Here is a 16,501-nt window from a genome sequence, read left to right as displayed (position 1 = left end):
CTGACCGGCCTGTCGGTCGACGCCGGTAGGATCGACGGGTGGCAGTGAAGCAGGTGGACCCGATCGATGTCGTCCTCGTCGGGGGAGGCATCATGAGCGCCACCCTCGGCGCGATCATCCACCGGCTCGAGCCCTCGTGGAAGATCCGCGTGTACGAGCGTCTCGGCGCCGTCGCGCAGGAGTCCTCGAACCCGTGGAACAACGCCGGCACCGGGCACTCCGCTCTCTGCGAGCTGAACTACACGCCCGAGCTCGCCGACGGTCGCGTCGAGATCGCGAAGGCCGTCACGGTCAACGAGCAGTTCCAGGTCTCGCGGCAGTTCTGGTCGCACCTGGTCGAGATCGGGACACTGCCCGACCCGTCCAACTTCATCAACCCGACCCCGCACATCTCCTTCGTCTGGGGTGCGGACAACGTCGAGTACATGCGCAAGCGGTACGAGGCGATGCGGGGGCACCCGCTGTTCGCCGGGATCGAGTTCTCCGACGACCCCGCCCAGATCCGCAAGTGGGCGCCCGCGCTCATCCCCGGCCGCAAGAAGGACCAGCCGATCGCCGCGACCTACTCGGCGGCGGGCTCCGACGTCGACTTCGGGTCGCTCACCCGGCAGCTGTTCGACCAGCTCGAACTCGACGGGCTCGAGTTCGAACCGAACCACCAGGTCAAGAACATCTCGCGGGGCAAGGACTTCGACGGCTGGGCGCTCGACGTCCTGAACGAGGTCGGTCGGTCGACGCAGAAGATCGCCGCGAAGTTCGTCTTCGTCGGTGCCGGCGGTGGGGCCCTGCAGCTGCTGCAGAAGTCCGGCATCCCGGAGATCCGCGGGTACGGCGGCTTCCCGGTCTCCGGCGAGTTCCTGCGCACCGACGACCCCGAGGTCGTGCAGAAGCACGCAGCCAAGGTCTACGGCAAGGCCAGCGTGGGGGCGCCGCCGATGTCGGTGCCGCACCTGGACACCCGCATCGTCGACGGCAACGCGTCGCTGATGTTCGGGCCGTACGCCGGGTTCAGCCCGAAGTTCCTGAAGCAGGGGTCGATGCTCGACCTGTTCAAGTCGATCCGACCGCACAACCTGCGCCCGATGCTGAGCGTCGCGTTCTCGAACTTCGACCTGGTGCGCTACCTGATCGGCCAGCTGCTCGCCTCGAAGCAGACCAAGTTCGACGCGCTGCGCGACTTCATGCCGAGCGCCGAGCCCGAGAACTGGCACAAGATCATCGCGGGCCAGCGGGTGCAGGTCATCAAGCCGGACAAGGACAAGGGCGGGGTGCTGCAGTTCGGCACCGAGGTCATCACGGCCGCCGACGGTTCGATCGCCGGGCTCCTCGGGGCCTCGCCGGGGGCGTCGACCGCCGTGCCGATCATGCTCGGCCTGCTCCGGAAGTGCTTCCCCGACCGTTGGGACGGCTGGCAGGACGCGGTCCACGAGATGGTCCCGACCTACGGGCAGGACCTCGGTGACGACGCCGCCCTGGCCGACGCCACCCTCGAGCGCACGGCGAAGGTGCTCGGCCTGCACCACTGACCAGCTCCGGCTTGCGGCCTGTTCGAACATGTGTTCGAATGGCGGCATGCGGTGGAGTGGACAGGCGATCGATGCCGAGCAGAGCGACGCACTGCCGGGCATGGAGTCGAACAGCGGGTTCGTCCGGAGTGTGACGACGCCCGAGTTCGCGGGTGTCACGTTCCACGAGGTGCTGGCGAAGAGCGCGCTGAACCGGGTGCCGAGCGCCGACGGTTCCGGCACCTACGGCTGGACCATCAACCCGTACCGGGGGTGCAGTCACGCGTGCGTGTACTGCTTCGCGCGGCCGACGCACACCTACCTCGAGTTCGACGGTGGAGCCGACTTCGACCAGCAGATCGTCGTGAAGACGAACGTGGCCGACGTCCTGCGGCGTGAGCTCGGCAAGCCCACGTGGGACGGCCACCCGATCGCGCTCGGCACGAACACCGATCCGTACCAGCGTGCCGAGGGCCGGTACCGACTGATGCCCGGGGTGATCCAGGCGTTGGCGGACAGCCGCACACCGTTCAGCATCCTGACGAAGGGCACGCTGCTCCGGCGCGACCTGCCGCTCCTGGCCGAGGCGGCGAAGGTGGTGCCGGTCGACCTCGCGATGTCGATCGCCGTGTACGACGACGACCTGCAGCAGTCGGTGGAGCCCGGCACGCCCACGACGGCTGCGCGGCTCGCCACCGTGCGGGCGATCCGCGACGCCGGGCTCGACTGCGCGGTGTTCCTCATGCCCGTGCTGCCGTACATCACCGACACCCGTGCACACCTCGACGAGGCCGTCGGTCGCGCGGCGGCGGCCGGTGCCACGAGCGTCATGTACTCCGCGCTGCACCTGCGGCCGGGCGTGAAGCCGTGGTGGTTCGAGTGGCTCGGACGCGAACGGCCGGACCTGGTGGCGCGCTACCGGGCGATGTACCTCGACAACACCTTCGCGCCGAAGGACTACCGCCGGTGGCTGTCGGAGCGCATCCGACCGATCCTGGCGGCGCACGGCGTCGGCCTCGGGCGCGTGGACCCGGCGACGGGGTCGATGGGCTTCTCGGACCCCTCGACGGTGCCGCAGGAACAGTCGATCCCCACGACGTCGCCGCTCAAGCGCGCGGATCCGGGCTTCGACCGCCGTCTGCTCCGACCGGTCGCGACACAGACGTTGTTCTGAGCAACGAAGGTTGCGCGTTCGGGGGACATCGGTGCGTGGTGGGGGCCGGTATCATCGACCGGGTCGCCGAACGGACGCTGTTTCGGGGTACACGGTCAGCACCGAGGTGTTTGATCGTGGGCGGCATTCCCGCCACCCGGAAGGACCCATCTCGTGCTCGGCATCCCCACGCACCTCGCTCCGCGAGTGAACGCGTGGTCGACGGTGCGGGCCTTCCACGCCGGTGCGATCGGATCGTTGGTGGCGGCGGCGATCGCGCTGTTGCTGTACCGGTTGTCCGAGCCCGACGTGCAGGTGATCAGTGCGGTCCTGGCGCTCGTCCCGATGCTCGGCATGATCGGCGTGCACGTGCAGTTCGGCACCTGGCGCTCCGCGGTCGCGTTCCTGGTCGTCGGCGGCGTCTGTGCGTGGTGGTTCGCCATGGTTGTGCAGCAACAGGTCCCGTTGGGCTGGGTCACCTCGTACCTGCTGTCGTTGGCGGTCATCCCGCTCATCCTGGTCGGCGGTGCCGGCGCGGTGCCGAGCCGCGTCGTGCTGTGGTCCTTCCTCGGGTTCCTGACCGGACGCGTGGCGACGTGGATCGCGGTCGTCCAGGCCGACGGCCCACCGCGTCCGCTCGTGCTCGCCTGGGTGACGCTCGGCTTCGTGGTCGTCCTGGTGCTGTTCACGAGCCGGAGCACCGGTCGGTCGGAGCGGGTGCAGCCGGAGCTGCTGCGCTCGGCGCGTGAGGAGCACGTCTCCGCGTACCGTGCCGGGGTCGAGGCCGAGGCGGCTGCGATCCTGCACGACACCGTCCTGAACCACCTCAACGCGATCGCCCTGGCGCCCGACGGGCCGATGGACCCGCACCTGGCACAGACGGTCGAAGCCGACGTCGCCGTCCTGACCGGCAAGGGGTGGCTGGCACCGGCCGCCCGGCAGCGACCGGGTGCAGCCGTCGACGCGTTCGCCGTCATGGTCGACGAGCACCGTGCGGCCGGTCTCGATGTCACGGTTTCCGGTGATCCGTCCGCCCTCGACCGGCTCGACCAGCGTGCCGTCACCGCGCTCGTCCGCGCCGTGGGGCAGTGTCTGGCCAACGTCCGCAAGCACGCCGGTGTCGACGCGGCCGAGGTCAGCGTCTTCGACGACGGTGCGTCGTGCACCGTGATGGTGGTCGACGACGGTCGCGGTTTCGACGAGGACTCCACGGGCTCCGACCGGATGGGCCTGCGTGGCTCGGTCCGCGACCGCATCGGTCGGGTGGGCGGCGACGTCCAGATCTGGTCGTCGCCCGGTTCGGGGACGAGCGTGATGATGACGGTGCCGTTCGGACCGGTCACCGCCACGACCGACGCCGTGGCCACCGACCACGTCGGCACCGTGGTCCCCGACGAGGTCGGCGGCGTGCACGGAGCCGACCGGTGAGCGCCACGACCGAGGCCCGTCGGACCGCGCAGCAGTACGACCCGCTCGGTGCGATGGGGTCGCGTCCGCTCGCGATCGGGCTCGGCGCCGCCAGCATCGTCTGGGCACTCCTGGTGTCCGTGTTCGACCGTGACGTCGTGGGCAGCCCCACCCTCAGCGCGCTCACCGTCATCCTGGTCGCGGCATCGGCAGCGGTCGTGTTCACCGCCTCGAGTCCGTTCCGCGCACCGTTCCCGCGGTGGGCGTTCGTCGCGCACGTCGGGCTGCTCGGCCTGGCGTCGGTGACGAGCGTCGCCGCGCAGTGGGGACCCGACCGCAGCGCCCTGAACGACTTCATGTCGCTCATCACGGCGACCGGCATCGTGATGGTCGCGCCGTACCGGCCCTGGACGGACCTGACCATCGGCGGCGCCCTGCTCGCCGTCGTCAACGCCGCGACCTGGGGCGTCGGTGCAGCGACGTTCCCGCACGAGATCCCCGTCGCCGTTGCGGCCTTCCTGGCGGCGGCACCGACCCTGGTGCTGACCGCTGCGTCGGCCGTCTTCGCGTGGACGTTCGCGGGTCTGGCCGAGCGGGTGCAGATCCGGGCCGGTTCCTACTCGGTCGAGCGTGCGGAGCGGGACGGCATCGCGGCGAGCGTGCAGCAGGACCGGTCGACGATCCTCGCCCGCGACGTCGCACCGTTCTTCGCCGAGCTGCGCACGCGCGAGGTCATCACCGATGCCGACCGCGAGCGGGCACGACTGATCGCCGACGGCATCCGCCGGGCGATGGTCGCCGACGCGGACCGCACCTGGTTCGAGCAGGCCGTGCGGGTCGAGGGCGGGGACGCCCCGGTCGTCGACGACCCGCACGGGCTCGCCGCGATGCTCGACGCCGACCAGCGCTCCGTGGTGCGGACGTTCCTGCGGGCCGCGTTCCGCGCCTCGACCGTCGACCCGGCCGGGTTCCGGGCAACGCTCCGACGCGCGGACGGGCAGGACGACGCGGCCACACGCGGCGATGCAGCGCGCACCGACCCGGCCCGCACCGACCCGGCGCGCACCGACCCGGCCCGCACCGACCCCGCCCGCACCGACCCGGCCCGCGATGCCCGCGTGCTGCTCGAACTCGACCTCGCCGTGGCCGACTCCGACATCGGGATCCACCGCACCTTCGACCCCTACTTCGCCGTCCTCCGTGTGACGTTCCCCGACCTCGACGTCGCGGTTCGTCCGTCCGCCCTCGCACTAAGGTTCTCCTATGACCAGCACTGACCCGAACAGGCTCTCGGAGGGGTCCCCGTCCCTCCCGAACCCGGGGGCACGACGTGTGCGGTTGGCCATCCTCGACGACCACGAGGTGCTGCTGGACAGCCTGTCGAGCTGGATCGCGGTGAACGCGTTCGACTTCGACCTGGCCCTGACCGCGCACACCTGGCTCGAGATGGTCCACAGCGACAGCTTCCCGACCGACCTGGTGTTCCTCGACTTCCAGCTCAAGGAACCCGTCTCGATCGAGGCCCGTGTCCGCACCTGCCGCGCCGCCGGTGCGAAGGTGATCGTGCTCTCCAGCGTCGACAGCCGCGAGTCTCGCGACCGTGCCCTGGCAGCAGGCGCCGCGGCGTTCCTGTCGAAGTCCCTGCCGATGCGTGAGGTCATGGACGTCGCCCGCGAGATCATGGGCGTCGCACGCGAGACCCCGCAGCCGCGCGAGTGGCGTCCGCTGCCCACCGGGGCGGCCGCGCACCAGCGTCCGAAGCTCAGCCACGGCGAGGAAGAAGCGCTCCGGCTGTACGTGTCCGGCTACTCGACCAACGAGGTCGCCGCGCAGATGAACGTGCAGTACGAGACCGCGAAGACCTACCTGCGCCGGGTCCGCGAGAAGTACAGCAAGGTCGGCCGTCCCGCCTCGAAGAAGTCCGATCTGATCCGGCGGGCCGCCGAGGACGGGTTCCTCGCGTAGTGGCGAAGCTCTACTTCCGCTACGGCGCGATGAACAGCGGCAAGAGCACGGGGCTCCTGCAGGCTGCCTACAACTACGAGGAGCGCGGCCACCGGGTCCTGCTCGCGAAGCCCGCGGTGGACACCAAGGGCGACCGTGAGATCGTGTCCCGCCTCGGCGTGACCCGCACCGTCGACCTGGTCTTCGCGCCCGACGCCGACGTCCGGTCCGCGGTCGCCGCGGCCGGCGCCGTCGACCCCGAGTCCGACCGCCTCGACGGCATGGTCCGCGCCGTCAGCTGCGTCCTGGTCGACGAGGCGCAGTTCCTCACTCCGCAGCAGGTCGACGACCTGCTCCGCATCGCGGTCCTCGACGAGATCCCGGTGATCACCTACGGCATCCGCACCGACTTCCGCACCGAGGCGTTCCCGGGCAGCGCCCGCCTGCTCGAGGTCGCGCACTCGCTCGAAGAGCTCAAGACGATCTGCCGGTGCGGTCGCAAGGCCGTCTTCAACGCCCGCACGGTCGACGGCCGGTTCGTGTTCGACGGCTCGCAGGTCGCCATCGACGGCGTCGACGTCGCCTACGAGTCGCTCTGCGCCAACTGCTACCTGACGGAGTCCGGCGGCCGGCTCGACGGCGCCTGACCCGCGCTGCCGGCAGATCGTCACACACCGCTCGCGTTCGCCGAGCGGACACGTCGAGTCGCCGGTCCGCCCGTCGGGCGACCGGACGCTACCAGTCCGCGAGATGCGCGCGGCAGGTCGTGACCGCTCGGCGCTCGAGACGCGACCGCAGACGGCCTGGAGGCGCGGTGCAGCCCCGCCACGGGCCTCCCGGCCGTCGCGCCTGACGTCCAAGGCGCGCCGCATGCGTCCGCCGTTCGGTCGCGAACCGTCGCTTGTGCGACGTCCGGGCGACGCCTGGTGACCGGTCGACCGGCGGACGACGGCGTGTCCGGACCGGTGGTGGAGGCGGTCTCGTCGTGGAATGCGTGCGCCGCGGCGTGCGTTGCTGACCACATGAGCGACGACACCCTGCACCTGTCCGTCCTGGACCTGGCGACGCGCGAGTACGGCCAGTCCAACACCGAAGCCCTGCAGGGCTCGATCGACATGGCGGTCCACGCCGAGAAGCTCGGCTACGAGCGGTTCTGGGTCGCCGAGCACCACGGCATGCCCGGCATCACCTCGTCGGCCCCAGCGGTGCTGCTGAGCGCCGTGGGCGCGGCCACCTCGACCATCCGCATCGGCTCCGGCGGCGTCATGCTGCCGAACCACGCACCCCTCGTCATCGCCGAGCAGTTCGGCACGCTCCGAGCGCTGTACGGCGACCGCGTCGACCTCGGACTCGGCCGTGCGCCGGGCACCGACGGGGCGACCGCGATGGCGCTGCGCCGCACCGACCGGCTCGACGTCGACGACTTCCCCGACCGCCTGGCTGACCTGATCGGGTTCTTCACCGGTATGTCCGCGGACAACCCGTTGTCGGGCATCCGCGCGGTGCCGGGCTACGGCGACGTGCCGGAGTTCTGGCTGCTCGGTTCCTCCGGGTACAGCGCGCAGGTGGCCGGGGCGCTCGGCGTCTCGTTCGCCTTCGCCCACCACTTCGCGTCGGACAACACCGAGGCGGCGCTCGCGTTGTACCGGGACTCGTTCCGGCCCTCGCGGTTCCGCCAGACGCCGAACGCCCTCATCGGCGTGCAGGTCGTCACGGACGAGGACCCGGCCGTCGTCGACGAGCAGAGCGCTCCCGGGATGATCTCGTTCATCCGGATGCGCTCCGGACGGAAGCCCGAGCCGGTCTCGATGGACGAGGCCCGCGCGTACGAGTTCAACGACCTCGAGCGTCGGTTCATCGCCGCCCGCACCGAGCGCCAGGCGTACGGCACCGCCGACCAGGTCGCGGACAAGATCAGCGCGCTCGTGGAGTCCACCGGGGCGAACGGTGTGATCGTCGCTCCGGGTGCTGCGCAGGCGCGCTACCGGCACCAGGCGCTCGACGTGGTGGCGGGGCTGCACGCCGCCGGGCGGCTCGTGCGCGCTGGCGCGTCGGCGTCGGTCTAGCTCGCTCGTTCGTTCGCTTGGTGAGCAGAAATGGTCGGGTCGCCGTCGGGCACCCGACCATTTCTGCTCACCAAGTGAAGCGGAGCCTCAGGTGAGCAGACCGAGGCGCGTCGCCGCAGCCACGGCGCCGACCCGCGAACCGACGTCGAGCTTGCGGAACACGTTGTAGACGTGCCGCTTGACCGTGCCGATCGCGAGCTGCAGGTCCGCCGCGATCTCGGCGTTGGTGCGCGCAGCCGCGAGGAGCCGCAGGACCTCGAGCTCGCGGTCGCTGAGTGGTGATCCCGCGCGGGCCTCGGTGACCAGGTCGACCGGGAACGTCACCGGCGCGGCATCGGCGTGTGCGGCCCGGGCGATGCGGTCGACGAGCTCGCGGCTCGGGGTGTCCTTCGTCACGAAGTCGACCGCACCGGCGTCGAGCAGTGTCCGACGCAGGACGGCATCGCGGTGCATCGTGAGCACCACCACGCGGACGTCCGGACGGGTGCGGCACACCGTGGCGATCGTGGTGCGTGCCGGCGGACCGTCGAGCTCGACGTCGAGGAGCAGGACGTCGATGGCGGCAGCTTCGGGGGAGTCGAGGACGTCGGACGGACGCTCGCCGTGCGCGACCACGCGGATCGTGGGGACGGCGGCGAGGATCGTGGCCAGTCCTTCGCGGAACAGCTGGTGGTCGTCGACGATGGCGACGTGCGTGACGGTCACAGCGTGCCCCTCGGGATCGTCAGGCGGACGGTGGTGCCGGTGCCGGTGCCTGGGGTGCTCTCGACGTCGAGTCGCGCGCCGATGACCGCGGCCCGCTCGCGCATGGTCTGCTGCCCGAGGCGTCCGTCGGCGTCGGCATCGGGGTCGAAGCCCGGGCCGTCGTCGGAGACCGTCACGACGAGGGATGCCGAGGTCCACGCGAAGTGCACCTCGGCGGTGGAGTGCGGAGCGTGCTTCCGGCGGTTCGTGAGCGCCTCGAGCAGGATCGTCAGCGCTTCCTCGGCCTGCCAGTTCGGCAGGTGCTCGGGCGTACCCATGGTGCTGAACGACAAACGGTGGTCGTCGGAGAACAGGTCCCTGGCGTGCCGGGCGAGCGCATCGTCGAGCAGGGCGTCGCCGACGCGGGCGTGCAGGCTCACCGCGAGGTCCTGCACGTCGCCGAGTGCTCGGCGCAGGAGCCGGGCGGCGTCGTCGAGCTGGTCGGCCCGTTCGCCGGCCGGGGGATCGGTCAGCAGCACCAGGTCGAGCCGCTGGAGCCCGGCGAGGATGCCGTGCGCCACGCGGTCGTGCAGGTCACGGGCGATCTGCGTGCGGGAGTCCAGGTGCGCCGTCGTGACGCGCTGGCGCAGCGCTTCCGTGTAGGCGACGGCCCCGGCGGGGAACCGGCTCCAGATGCCCGCGTGCAGGGCTCTGGTGGCGCGCAGGACCTCGGTGGTGGACACCGCGCCGACCTCGTCCACGAAGACGGGCAAGTAGGCGTCGAAGAGCATCTCCGCGGCGAGCATCGCGCCGGCGGGGTGCTGGGACTGTTCGGCGTGCAGGGAGCCGGAGGCCAGGTGCTCCGGATCGAGGTACGCGCCGCTCACCACGCTGTCCTCGGCACCGGCGGCGTAGCGCGCGTGTGCCTCGGCGATCATCGACGTCACGTTGTCGACGAGGTTCTGCGTCAGGACCGGGTCGTCGGCGAGCTCGGGGAACTGTGCGGCGATCCGTTCGAGGACCGGGCGGAGGTGGTCGGCGCGTGACATCGCTGTCGAGGCTATCCGTGTCGTCGCGGCCGGGGGAGCGGCGGCCGAGTCGTGTGTCGGGAGGTGTAGTGCCGAGCGCCCGACCGTGGAAAAGCAGAAGGCCCCGGTTCCGGAGAACCAGGGCCTTCTTCGTACTGTCTCAACACAGTGTCGGGGTGACAGGATTTGAACCTGCGACCTCCTCGTCCCGAACGAGGCGCGCTACCAAGCTGCGCCACACCCCGCGGTGTGATCACTCCGTACCGGAGCAACCCGACAATACTATCCGATGATCGGGGGTGCTCACGACCATCCGGCGAACTCCCGGGCGCGTCGTCAGGAGGTGCGGGCGGTGAGGGTGACGACGACCGCTTCGGGGCGGCACGAGAACCGCACGGGCGCGTAGATCGAGGTGCCGAGACCGGCCGAGACCTCGAGCCACGACCAGTGGTTCCGGTGCTCCCACTTGTGCAGCCCGCTGACGTACCGGCGGGGCAGGTCGCTGTTCGTGACGAGGGCACCGACCCCGGGCACCTGGACCTGGCCGCCGTGGGTGTGGCCAGCGAAGATGATGTCCGCACCCTGGGTGACGAAGGCGTCGAGCACGCGGCGGTAGGGCGCGTGCGTGACTCCGATCGCGACGGGAGCTGGGCCGTCCTCGTCTTCGGACCAGGGCACCTCGCCGCGCATCTCGTCGACGTTCGTGGGGAGCAGGTCGAGCCGGTCCCAGTCGCGGTGTGCGTCCGAGGTGCCGAACAGCTCGAACCGCGAGCCGCGGAGCTCGATGGCGCGGGCGTGGTCGTTCAGGTCGAGCCACCCGAGGGACTCGAAGAACGCCGTCTGCCGGTCGATGTCGAGCTCGACGGGCTTCGCCTCGCTGTGCATGCGGCTCGGGCCGGAGAAGTACTTCAGCGGGTTGCGCGGCGACGGTCCGAAGAAGTCGTTCGACCCGTACGCGAACACGCCGGGGACACCCCGGAACGGCTCCAGTGCGTACTCCACGGCCGCGTTCGCCGTGGGGTGCCCGAGGTTGTCGCCGGTGTTGACGATGAAGTCCGGCTCCACCAGGGACAGGTCGCGCAGCCACTGCTGCTTGTCGGCCTGCCACGGGGCCATGTGGATGTCGGACAGGTGCAGGACCGTGACGTCACGCGACCCCGGCGGGAGGACCGGGACGGTCTCCCACCGGATGCCGAAGCGTCGACGCTCGACGAGCGAGCCCCAGGCGAACGAGGCGGCACCGACGGCCGCGCCGGCTGCGAGGACCCCGAGCGCGGCGCGACCCCGGGTCACTTGCAGTCCTTGGGCGCCTTGCCGTTCTTGTCGCCGTACAACTGGATGTTCACGTCGGCGTTCTTGTCGGCGGCAGCGCCGATCGCGGGTTCGACGGCTGCGACCTTGCACGTCTTGTTCCCGCCGCCCTTCGCGAAGTCGTCCGACACGTTGACGTTGCCGAATCCGGCGTCGTTCAGCGCCGAGCGGGCATCGCCGAGCGAGTCACCGCCGATCTCCGGCACGTTGGCCTGCGAGCCGTCCGAGGTGTAGACCGTCACGCTCGAACCGGAGGACAGGAGTGCACCAGCGGACGGCGAGGTCGACGACACCGAACCGGGGTTGCCGGTGCCGGGGCGGGCGCCACCGTCGACGTAGGTGAAGCCGGCGCCGGAGATCGCTGCGCGGGCTTCGTCAGCGGTCTTCCCCTGCAGGTTCGGGAGTGCCTTGGCGTTGCCACGGATCGCCGTGGGCTGCGGGTCTGTGAAGGCACCGGCGGGATAGGTGGCATTGATCGCGGTCATCGCCTGCCGCCACACATCGGCGCGGGATCCGGCGTACGTGCCGTTGACCCCGTTGCTGTAGTGCCGGAGGTTGTTCTTCTTGCCGTCGGTGTTGCCCTGCCAGTAGGCGGTGGCGACGCGTGAACTCGCGCCGACGAGCCAGATCTGGTCAGCCTCGTCGGTCGTGCCCGTCTTGGCGAACATCTGGGTGCCGTCCGGCGTCTGTGCACCGCGCGCGGTACCGCTGGTGATCGTGCCCTTCATGGCGTAGATCGCAGCCTGTGCGAACGCCGGGTCAACTGCCTGCTGGCAGTCCTTCGTCTGGCCGCCGAGCTGCTTGCCGGACGGCGAGGTGATCTGGTCGATGGCGATCGGCTTGCAGTAGATGCCGTTGTTCGCGACAGCGGCGTAGGCAGCGGCCATCGTCATCGGGGCGATCTCGTTGGTACCGAGGATGGCCGACGGGTTCTGGTACTGCAGCTCGCCGCCGTCAGCGCGGTGCACACCGAGCGACTGCGCGATGTCCCGGATGTCGCAGAGGTCGAGCTTCTGGGCCATCGACGCGAACGCGCCGTTGATCGAGCCAGCGGTGGCCCCGAGCACGCTCCAGTTGCCGCCCTCGCCCGGAGCGTCATTCGAGACGTCGAACTTCGTGTAGTCGGTCTGACCGCAGATGGTCCACGGCGTGACCACACGTTCAGCACCGCTGACGGTCTCGTTGAGCCCGTGGCCGGTCTTGATCCAATCCAGCAGGGTGAAGAGCTTGTACGTCGAGCCGGTCTGGAACCCGCCGGAGTTGCCGTACTTGTAGTCGACGCTGTAGTTCAACGAGGTCGATGTCGGTGCCGACTTCAGCGACTCGTCGAAGTCCTTGTTCTGCGCCATCGTCACGATGCGGCCGGAGCCGGCCTCGATCGAGTTGAGCGTCGCGCCCAAGGCCAGGTTCGTCTCGGCCTTGTTGTCGTAGGTGTTGAGGAGCTGCTTCTGCTCGGCGTTGAGGTCGATGTTCAGCGTCGTCTGGATCTTGTAGCCGCCGTTCCGCCACGCGGTGTCGCGTGCCTTCTGCGACGAGCCGAGCTGCGACATCTCGAGCACGACCTTCTTGGCGTAGTCGCAGAAGAACTGCGAGCCGTCGCCGACCGATGCCCGGCAGCCCTGCGAGGGCTGCGTCAGGTGCACGTAGTCCGCGGGCTTCGACAGGCGGGCCGTGCGGTACTCGGCCTCGGTCAGGTTCTTCTGGTCGTACATCGAGCGCAGGATGACGTTGCGCCGGGCGACGTTGGCGTCGTACTTCTTCGGCGTCGACAGGTTGCGCGCCTCGGGGTACTGCACGATGGCCATCAGCGAGGCGGCCTCGGCCGGGGTCAGGTTCGTCGCACTCTTGTTGTAGTAGTGCTGCGCAGCGGCCTGCACACCGTAGGTCTGGTCGCCGAAGTACGCGATGTTCAGGTAGGCGGTGAGGATCTCCTTCTTGGAGTACTTCTTTGCCAGCCCGATCGCGAGCTTCATCTCCTCGAGCTTGCGGGGGATGGTCTGCTCGACGGCCTCGTTGTAGGCCTTCTGCTGCTCCTTCTTCGTGGGGAGGTTCAGCGCTTCGTTCATCTTGATGTTGCGGACGAGCTGCATGGTCAATGTCGACCCACCGCCCGAGTCGCCGAGTCCACCGGCGATGCTGCCCACGCCGGCGCGGATGAGCGAGGTCATGTCGACGCCGCCGTGGCTGTAGAAGCGCTTGTCCTCGCCGTCGATGGCCGCGTTCTTCAGCTGGTCGCTGATCTGGTCGAACTTCAGTTCCTGCCGGTTCTGGTCGTACAGCGTCGCGAAGTGCACCGACTTGCCGCCCGAGTACGCGTACAGCTCGTTGCGCTGCGGCAGGTCACCGATCTCGATGTACTCCGGCAGCGACTCGAACACACCGATCGTCGAGGTCGTCGTGACACCGGCGACCGCGATGGCCGGGGTGACCCCGATCGTGACGAGCAGGCCGGCGAGGGCACTGAACCCGACGAATCCGATGAAGGCGCCGACTGCTGAGACGGGCTTGGTCCGCGAGGCAGACGTCTTCTGGGCAGACATAGGATGCAGCCTAAACGACACCCACGACTGAAAGGCTGGCAAGGAACCGCATGACTCGCTGGGAGTACTTCACCACGCCCCTGATGATCCACAACACCACCGCCATCCTCAACAACTACGGGGACGAGGGCTGGGAGCTGGTCCAGATCGTCACCGGCCCCGAGGGTGGGCTCGTCGCGTACCTCAAGCGTCCGAAGGCCGACGCATGAGCATCGCGGACCGCCTCGCCGAGCTGGGGCTGACGCTCCCGCCGGTCGCAGCACCCGTCGCCGCCTACGTCCCCGCGGTCGTCACCGGCCAGTACGTCTACACGGCCGGCCAGCTGCCGTTCGTCGACGGCGCTCTGCCCGTCACCGGCAAGGTCGGAGCGTCGGTCGACGCTGAGACCGCCACCGCGCAGGCCCGCGTGGCCGCGCTCAACGCCCTGGCCGCCGTCGAGTCGGTCGCCGGGTCGCTCGACCGCGTCGCCCGGGTCGTCAAGGTCACCGTGTTCGTCGCGTCGGAGCCGTCCTTCACGGGCCAGCCGGGGGTCGCGAACGGCGCCTCCACCCTGGTCGGCGAGGTCTTCGGTGACGCCGGCGTCCACGCGCGCAGCGCGGTGGGCGTGGCGGTGCTGCCGCTGGACGCTCCTGTGGAGGTCGAGCTGGTGGTGGAACTGACGTCTTGACGGACCGTCAGCAGTGAAGCGAACGCAGGTGGGGCCTCCCGTCCGACATGGACTGGAGGCCCCACCTGCGTGACACGGACTACATGAGTTCCGCGATGGTCGCCATGATCGCCGGGTCGGCCAGCGTCGTCGTGTCGCCGATGCGGCGCCCCTCGGCCGCGTCGCGCAGCAGGCGCCGCATGATCTTGCCGGAGCGCGTCTTGGGCAGCTCCGGGACGATGACCACCTGGCGGGGCTTCGCGATCGCACCGATGCGCTTGCCCACCCAGTTGCGGAGTACGGTCGATGCCGATTCGCGGTCGACGTCGGCGGCGGCCTCGGCGGTCAGGATGACGTACGCGACGACCGCCTGTCCGGTGGTCTCGTCGGCGGCTCCGACGACGGCGGCCTCGGCGACGCCCTCGTGCCCGACCAGGGCGGACTCGATCTCGGCCGTCGACAGGCGGTGCCCGGAGACGTTCATGACGTCGTCGACGCGGCCCTGGATCCAGATGTCGCCCTGACCGTCGAGCCGCGCTCCGTCGCCTGCGAAGTACCGGCCCGGGAACCGCGACCAGTAGGTCTCGACGAAGCGGTCCGGGTCGCCCCAGATGCCGCGCGCCATCGACGGCCACGGCTCCGTGATCGTGAGGTAGCCGCTCTCTCCCGGGTCGGCGCGGTTGCCGTCGTCGTCGACGATCTCGGCGACGATGCCGGGCAGCGGCGTCTGCGCTGCGCCGGGCTTGAGCTTCGTGACGCCGGGCAGCGCGGAGATCATGATCGCGCCGGTCTCGGTCTGCCACCACGTGTCGACGATGGGCGTGCGGTCGTGGCCGATGACCTGGCGGTACCAGTTCCACGCCTCGGGGTTGATCGGTTCGCCGACGCTGCCGAGCAGACGGAGGGTCTCGAGACTGCGCGCCTCGGGGATCTCGCGGCCGGCCTTCATCGCCGCACGGACCGCCGTCGGCGCGGTGTACAGAACGGTGACGCCGTAGGAGTCGACGATGTCCCACCAGCGGCCGGGCTTCGGCTCGTCGGGCGTGCCCTCGTAGAGCACCTGCGTCACGCCGTTCGCCAGGGGGCCGTAGACGACGTACGAGTGCCCGGTGATCCAGCCGATGTCGGCGGTGCACCAGTAGACGTCCTTCTCCGGGTGCATGTCGAACACGTTCTTGTGCGTGTACGCCGCCTGGGTCAGGTACCCGCCGGAGGTGTGCACGATGCCCTTCGGCTTCCCGGTCGTGCCCGAGGTGTACAGGATGAACAGCGGGGTCTCGGCGGGGAAGGCCTCTGGCGTGTGCTCCGGGGCGGCCTTCGCGACCTCGTCGTGCCACCACAGGTCACGGTCGTTCCAGGCGATCTCGTTGCCGCCGCGCTTGACGACCAGGACGTGCTCGACGCTGTCGGTGCCCTCGCCCTCGAGTGCCTCGTCGACCGCGGGCTTGAGCGCCGACACCGCGCCACGGCGCCAGCCGCCGTCCGCCGTGACGACGAGCTTCGCGCCGGCGTCCTCGATGCGGGCGCGGAGGCTCTCGGCGCTGAACCCGCCGAAGACGACGGAGTGCACGGCGCCGATGCGGGCGACGGCGAGCATCGTCACGACGGCCTCGGGGATGAGCGGCAGGTAGACGACGACGCGGTCGCCCTGCCCGACGCCGAGGTCGGTGAGCATGTTCGCGGCGCGCTGGACCTCAGCGGTGAGTTCGGCGTAGGTGATCCGGCGGGTGTCGCCGGGTGCGCCCTCGAAGTGGATCGCCACCCGATCGCCGTTCCCTGCGCGGACGTGCCGGTCGAGGCAGTTCTCGGCCACGTTGAGCGTGCCGTCGGCGAACCACTTCGCGAACGGGGCGCCGGACCAGTCGAGGGTCTGCGTGAACGGGGTGCGCCAGTCGAGCAGGCTGCGGGACTGCTCGGCCCAGAAGGCCTCGCGGTCGGCGGCGGCGGCCTCGTGCAGGTCTTCGTGCGCGACGGCGTCGGCGACGAACTCGGGTGTCGGCGGGAAGGTGGCGCCGTCGTCCTCGCGGTGGTCGGTCTGGGTCGGAGTGGACATCGATGTCCTTTCGCGTCGTTGCGTCCTCAGGGTGCGCCACGGAGACTACCCCTCGGCCCGTGCGCTGCGCGGTTGCGTGACGAGCGGCGTGCCCGGGTGCGGGGGAGCCGGGCCGCGGCGGCGGCGGGCCCGGGTCTGGGGGCGCGGGGCCGCGACGGCGCACG

At 70.1% G+C, this 16,501-nt stretch carries 14 protein-coding genes and 1 tRNA gene; 9 read left to right on the top strand and 6 right to left on the bottom strand.

The features are described 5' to 3' along the window. The first annotated feature begins 38 nt into the window (after window positions 1-38). The 7 genes from EDF23_RS11575 (at window position 39) to EDF23_RS11545 (ending at window position 8,075) form a co-directional block, all read left to right on the top strand. On the top strand, window positions 39-1,526 hold the full coding sequence (locus EDF23_RS11575; protein WP_111084228.1) for a malate:quinone oxidoreductase: 1,488 nt from the start codon (window positions 39-41) through the stop codon (window positions 1,524-1,526). A 46-nt stretch (window positions 1,527-1,572) separates the two neighbouring features. After that, window positions 1,573-2,679 (top strand): Rv2578c family radical SAM protein, encoded by a 1,107-nt coding sequence (locus tag EDF23_RS11570; RefSeq protein ID WP_131921731.1) that lies wholly within the window; start codon window positions 1,573-1,575, stop codon window positions 2,677-2,679. Window positions 2,680-2,832: 153 nt separating this feature from the next. Continuing rightward, window positions 2,833-4,086: an ATP-binding protein gene (locus tag EDF23_RS11565; RefSeq protein ID WP_131921730.1), complete on the top strand. Its 1,254-nt coding sequence runs from the start codon at window positions 2,833-2,835 to the stop codon at window positions 4,084-4,086. Further along, window positions 4,083-5,342 carry a hypothetical protein gene (locus EDF23_RS11560; protein ID WP_131921729.1) on the top strand — a complete coding sequence of 420 codons (1,260 nt, stop codon included), beginning with the start codon at window positions 4,083-4,085 and terminating at the stop codon, window positions 5,340-5,342. Before EDF23_RS11565 ends, EDF23_RS11560 begins: the two co-directional genes overlap by 4 nt. Next, window positions 5,329-6,030, top strand: a complete 702-nt coding sequence (locus EDF23_RS11555; protein ID WP_235035937.1) for a response regulator — start codon at window positions 5,329-5,331, stop codon at window positions 6,028-6,030. The genes EDF23_RS11560 and EDF23_RS11555 overlap by 14 nt, the downstream gene beginning before the upstream one ends. Next, window positions 6,030-6,656, top strand: coding sequence for a thymidine kinase (locus tag EDF23_RS11550; RefSeq protein ID WP_123292145.1), 627 nt, complete (start codon window positions 6,030-6,032; stop codon window positions 6,654-6,656). The genes EDF23_RS11555 and EDF23_RS11550 overlap by 1 nt, the downstream gene beginning before the upstream one ends. A gap of 375 nt (window positions 6,657-7,031) precedes the next feature. Next, window positions 7,032-8,075 carry an LLM class flavin-dependent oxidoreductase gene (locus EDF23_RS11545; protein ID WP_131921728.1) on the top strand — a complete coding sequence of 348 codons (1,044 nt, stop codon included), beginning with the start codon at window positions 7,032-7,034 and terminating at the stop codon, window positions 8,073-8,075. Window positions 8,076-8,162: 87 nt separating this feature from the next. Here EDF23_RS11545 and EDF23_RS11540 read toward each other — a convergent pair whose 3' ends face one another. From EDF23_RS11540 to EDF23_RS11520, 5 genes are all read right to left on the bottom strand, one after another. Beyond that, window positions 8,163-8,780 (bottom strand): response regulator transcription factor, encoded by a 618-nt coding sequence (locus tag EDF23_RS11540; RefSeq protein WP_131921727.1) that lies wholly within the window; start codon window positions 8,778-8,780, stop codon window positions 8,163-8,165. Further along, window positions 8,777-9,808 carry an ATP-binding protein gene (locus tag EDF23_RS11535; RefSeq protein WP_131921726.1) on the bottom strand — a complete coding sequence of 344 codons (1,032 nt, stop codon included), beginning with the start codon at window positions 9,806-9,808 and terminating at the stop codon, window positions 8,777-8,779. The genes EDF23_RS11540 and EDF23_RS11535 overlap by 4 nt, the downstream gene beginning before the upstream one ends. 150 nt (window positions 9,809-9,958) lie before the next feature. Continuing rightward, a tRNA-Pro gene (locus tag EDF23_RS11530) sits at window positions 9,959-10,032 on the bottom strand. Window positions 10,033-10,123: 91 nt separating this feature from the next. Next, on the bottom strand, window positions 10,124-11,080 hold the full coding sequence (locus EDF23_RS11525; protein ID WP_131921725.1) for a metallophosphoesterase: 957 nt from the start codon (window positions 11,078-11,080) through the stop codon (window positions 10,124-10,126). Further along, entirely contained in the window at window positions 11,077-13,638 is a 2,562-nt protein-coding gene (locus tag EDF23_RS11520; RefSeq protein WP_131879227.1) for a transglycosylase domain-containing protein, read from the bottom strand. Before EDF23_RS11520 ends, EDF23_RS11525 begins: the two co-directional genes overlap by 4 nt. A 50-nt stretch (window positions 13,639-13,688) precedes the next feature. Here EDF23_RS11520 and EDF23_RS11515 point away from each other — a divergent pair, with 50 nt between their 5' ends. Together EDF23_RS11515 and EDF23_RS11510 are read left to right on the top strand one after the other, a co-directional pair. After that, the gene (locus EDF23_RS11515) at window positions 13,689-13,847 is read left to right on the top strand and encodes a DUF4177 domain-containing protein (RefSeq protein WP_017888699.1); all 159 of its coding nucleotides are present in this window, start codon (window positions 13,689-13,691) and stop codon (window positions 13,845-13,847) included. Further along, the gene (locus tag EDF23_RS11510) at window positions 13,844-14,305 is read left to right on the top strand and encodes a RidA family protein (protein WP_131921724.1); all 462 of its coding nucleotides are present in this window, start codon (window positions 13,844-13,846) and stop codon (window positions 14,303-14,305) included. The genes EDF23_RS11515 and EDF23_RS11510 overlap by 4 nt, the downstream gene beginning before the upstream one ends. 79 nt (window positions 14,306-14,384) lie before the next feature. On the opposite strand, the gene acs is transcribed toward EDF23_RS11510, so the two are convergent. Further along, a complete protein-coding gene (acs, locus tag EDF23_RS11505; protein ID WP_131921723.1) occupies window positions 14,385-16,337 on the bottom strand; it encodes an acetate--CoA ligase in 1,953 nt (650 codons plus the stop codon). Window positions 16,338-16,501: the final 164 nt, after the last annotated feature.

The organism is Curtobacterium sp. PhB128 (assembly GCF_004340725.1).
In the GTDB taxonomy this organism is placed as follows: domain Bacteria; phylum Actinomycetota; class Actinomycetes; order Actinomycetales; family Microbacteriaceae; genus Curtobacterium.
This window is presented reverse-complemented; position numbering and strand designations above follow the sequence as displayed.

Excerpts from the sequence above, each read along its gene's own strand:
- EDF23_RS11570 (WP_131921731.1), top strand. The coding sequence starts at position 1,573 with ATGCGGTGGAGTGGACAGGCGATCGATGCCGAGCAGAGCGACGCACTG.
- EDF23_RS11555 (WP_235035937.1), top strand. The coding sequence starts at position 5,329 with ATGACCAGCACTGACCCGAACAGGCTCTCGGAGGGGTCCCCGTCCCTC.
- EDF23_RS11545 (WP_131921728.1), top strand. The coding sequence starts at position 7,032 with ATGAGCGACGACACCCTGCACCTGTCCGTCCTGGACCTGGCGACGCGC.
- EDF23_RS11535 (WP_131921726.1), bottom strand. The coding sequence starts at position 9,808 with ATGTCACGCGCCGACCACCTCCGCCCGGTCCTCGAACGGATCGCCGCA.
- EDF23_RS11520 (WP_131879227.1), bottom strand. The coding sequence starts at position 13,638 with ATGTCTGCCCAGAAGACGTCTGCCTCGCGGACCAAGCCCGTCTCAGCA.
- EDF23_RS11515 (WP_017888699.1), top strand. The coding sequence starts at position 13,689 with ATGACTCGCTGGGAGTACTTCACCACGCCCCTGATGATCCACAACACC.
- EDF23_RS11510 (WP_131921724.1), top strand. The coding sequence starts at position 13,844 with ATGAGCATCGCGGACCGCCTCGCCGAGCTGGGGCTGACGCTCCCGCCG.
- acs (WP_131921723.1), bottom strand. The coding sequence starts at position 16,337 with ATGTCCACTCCGACCCAGACCGACCACCGCGAGGACGACGGCGCCACC.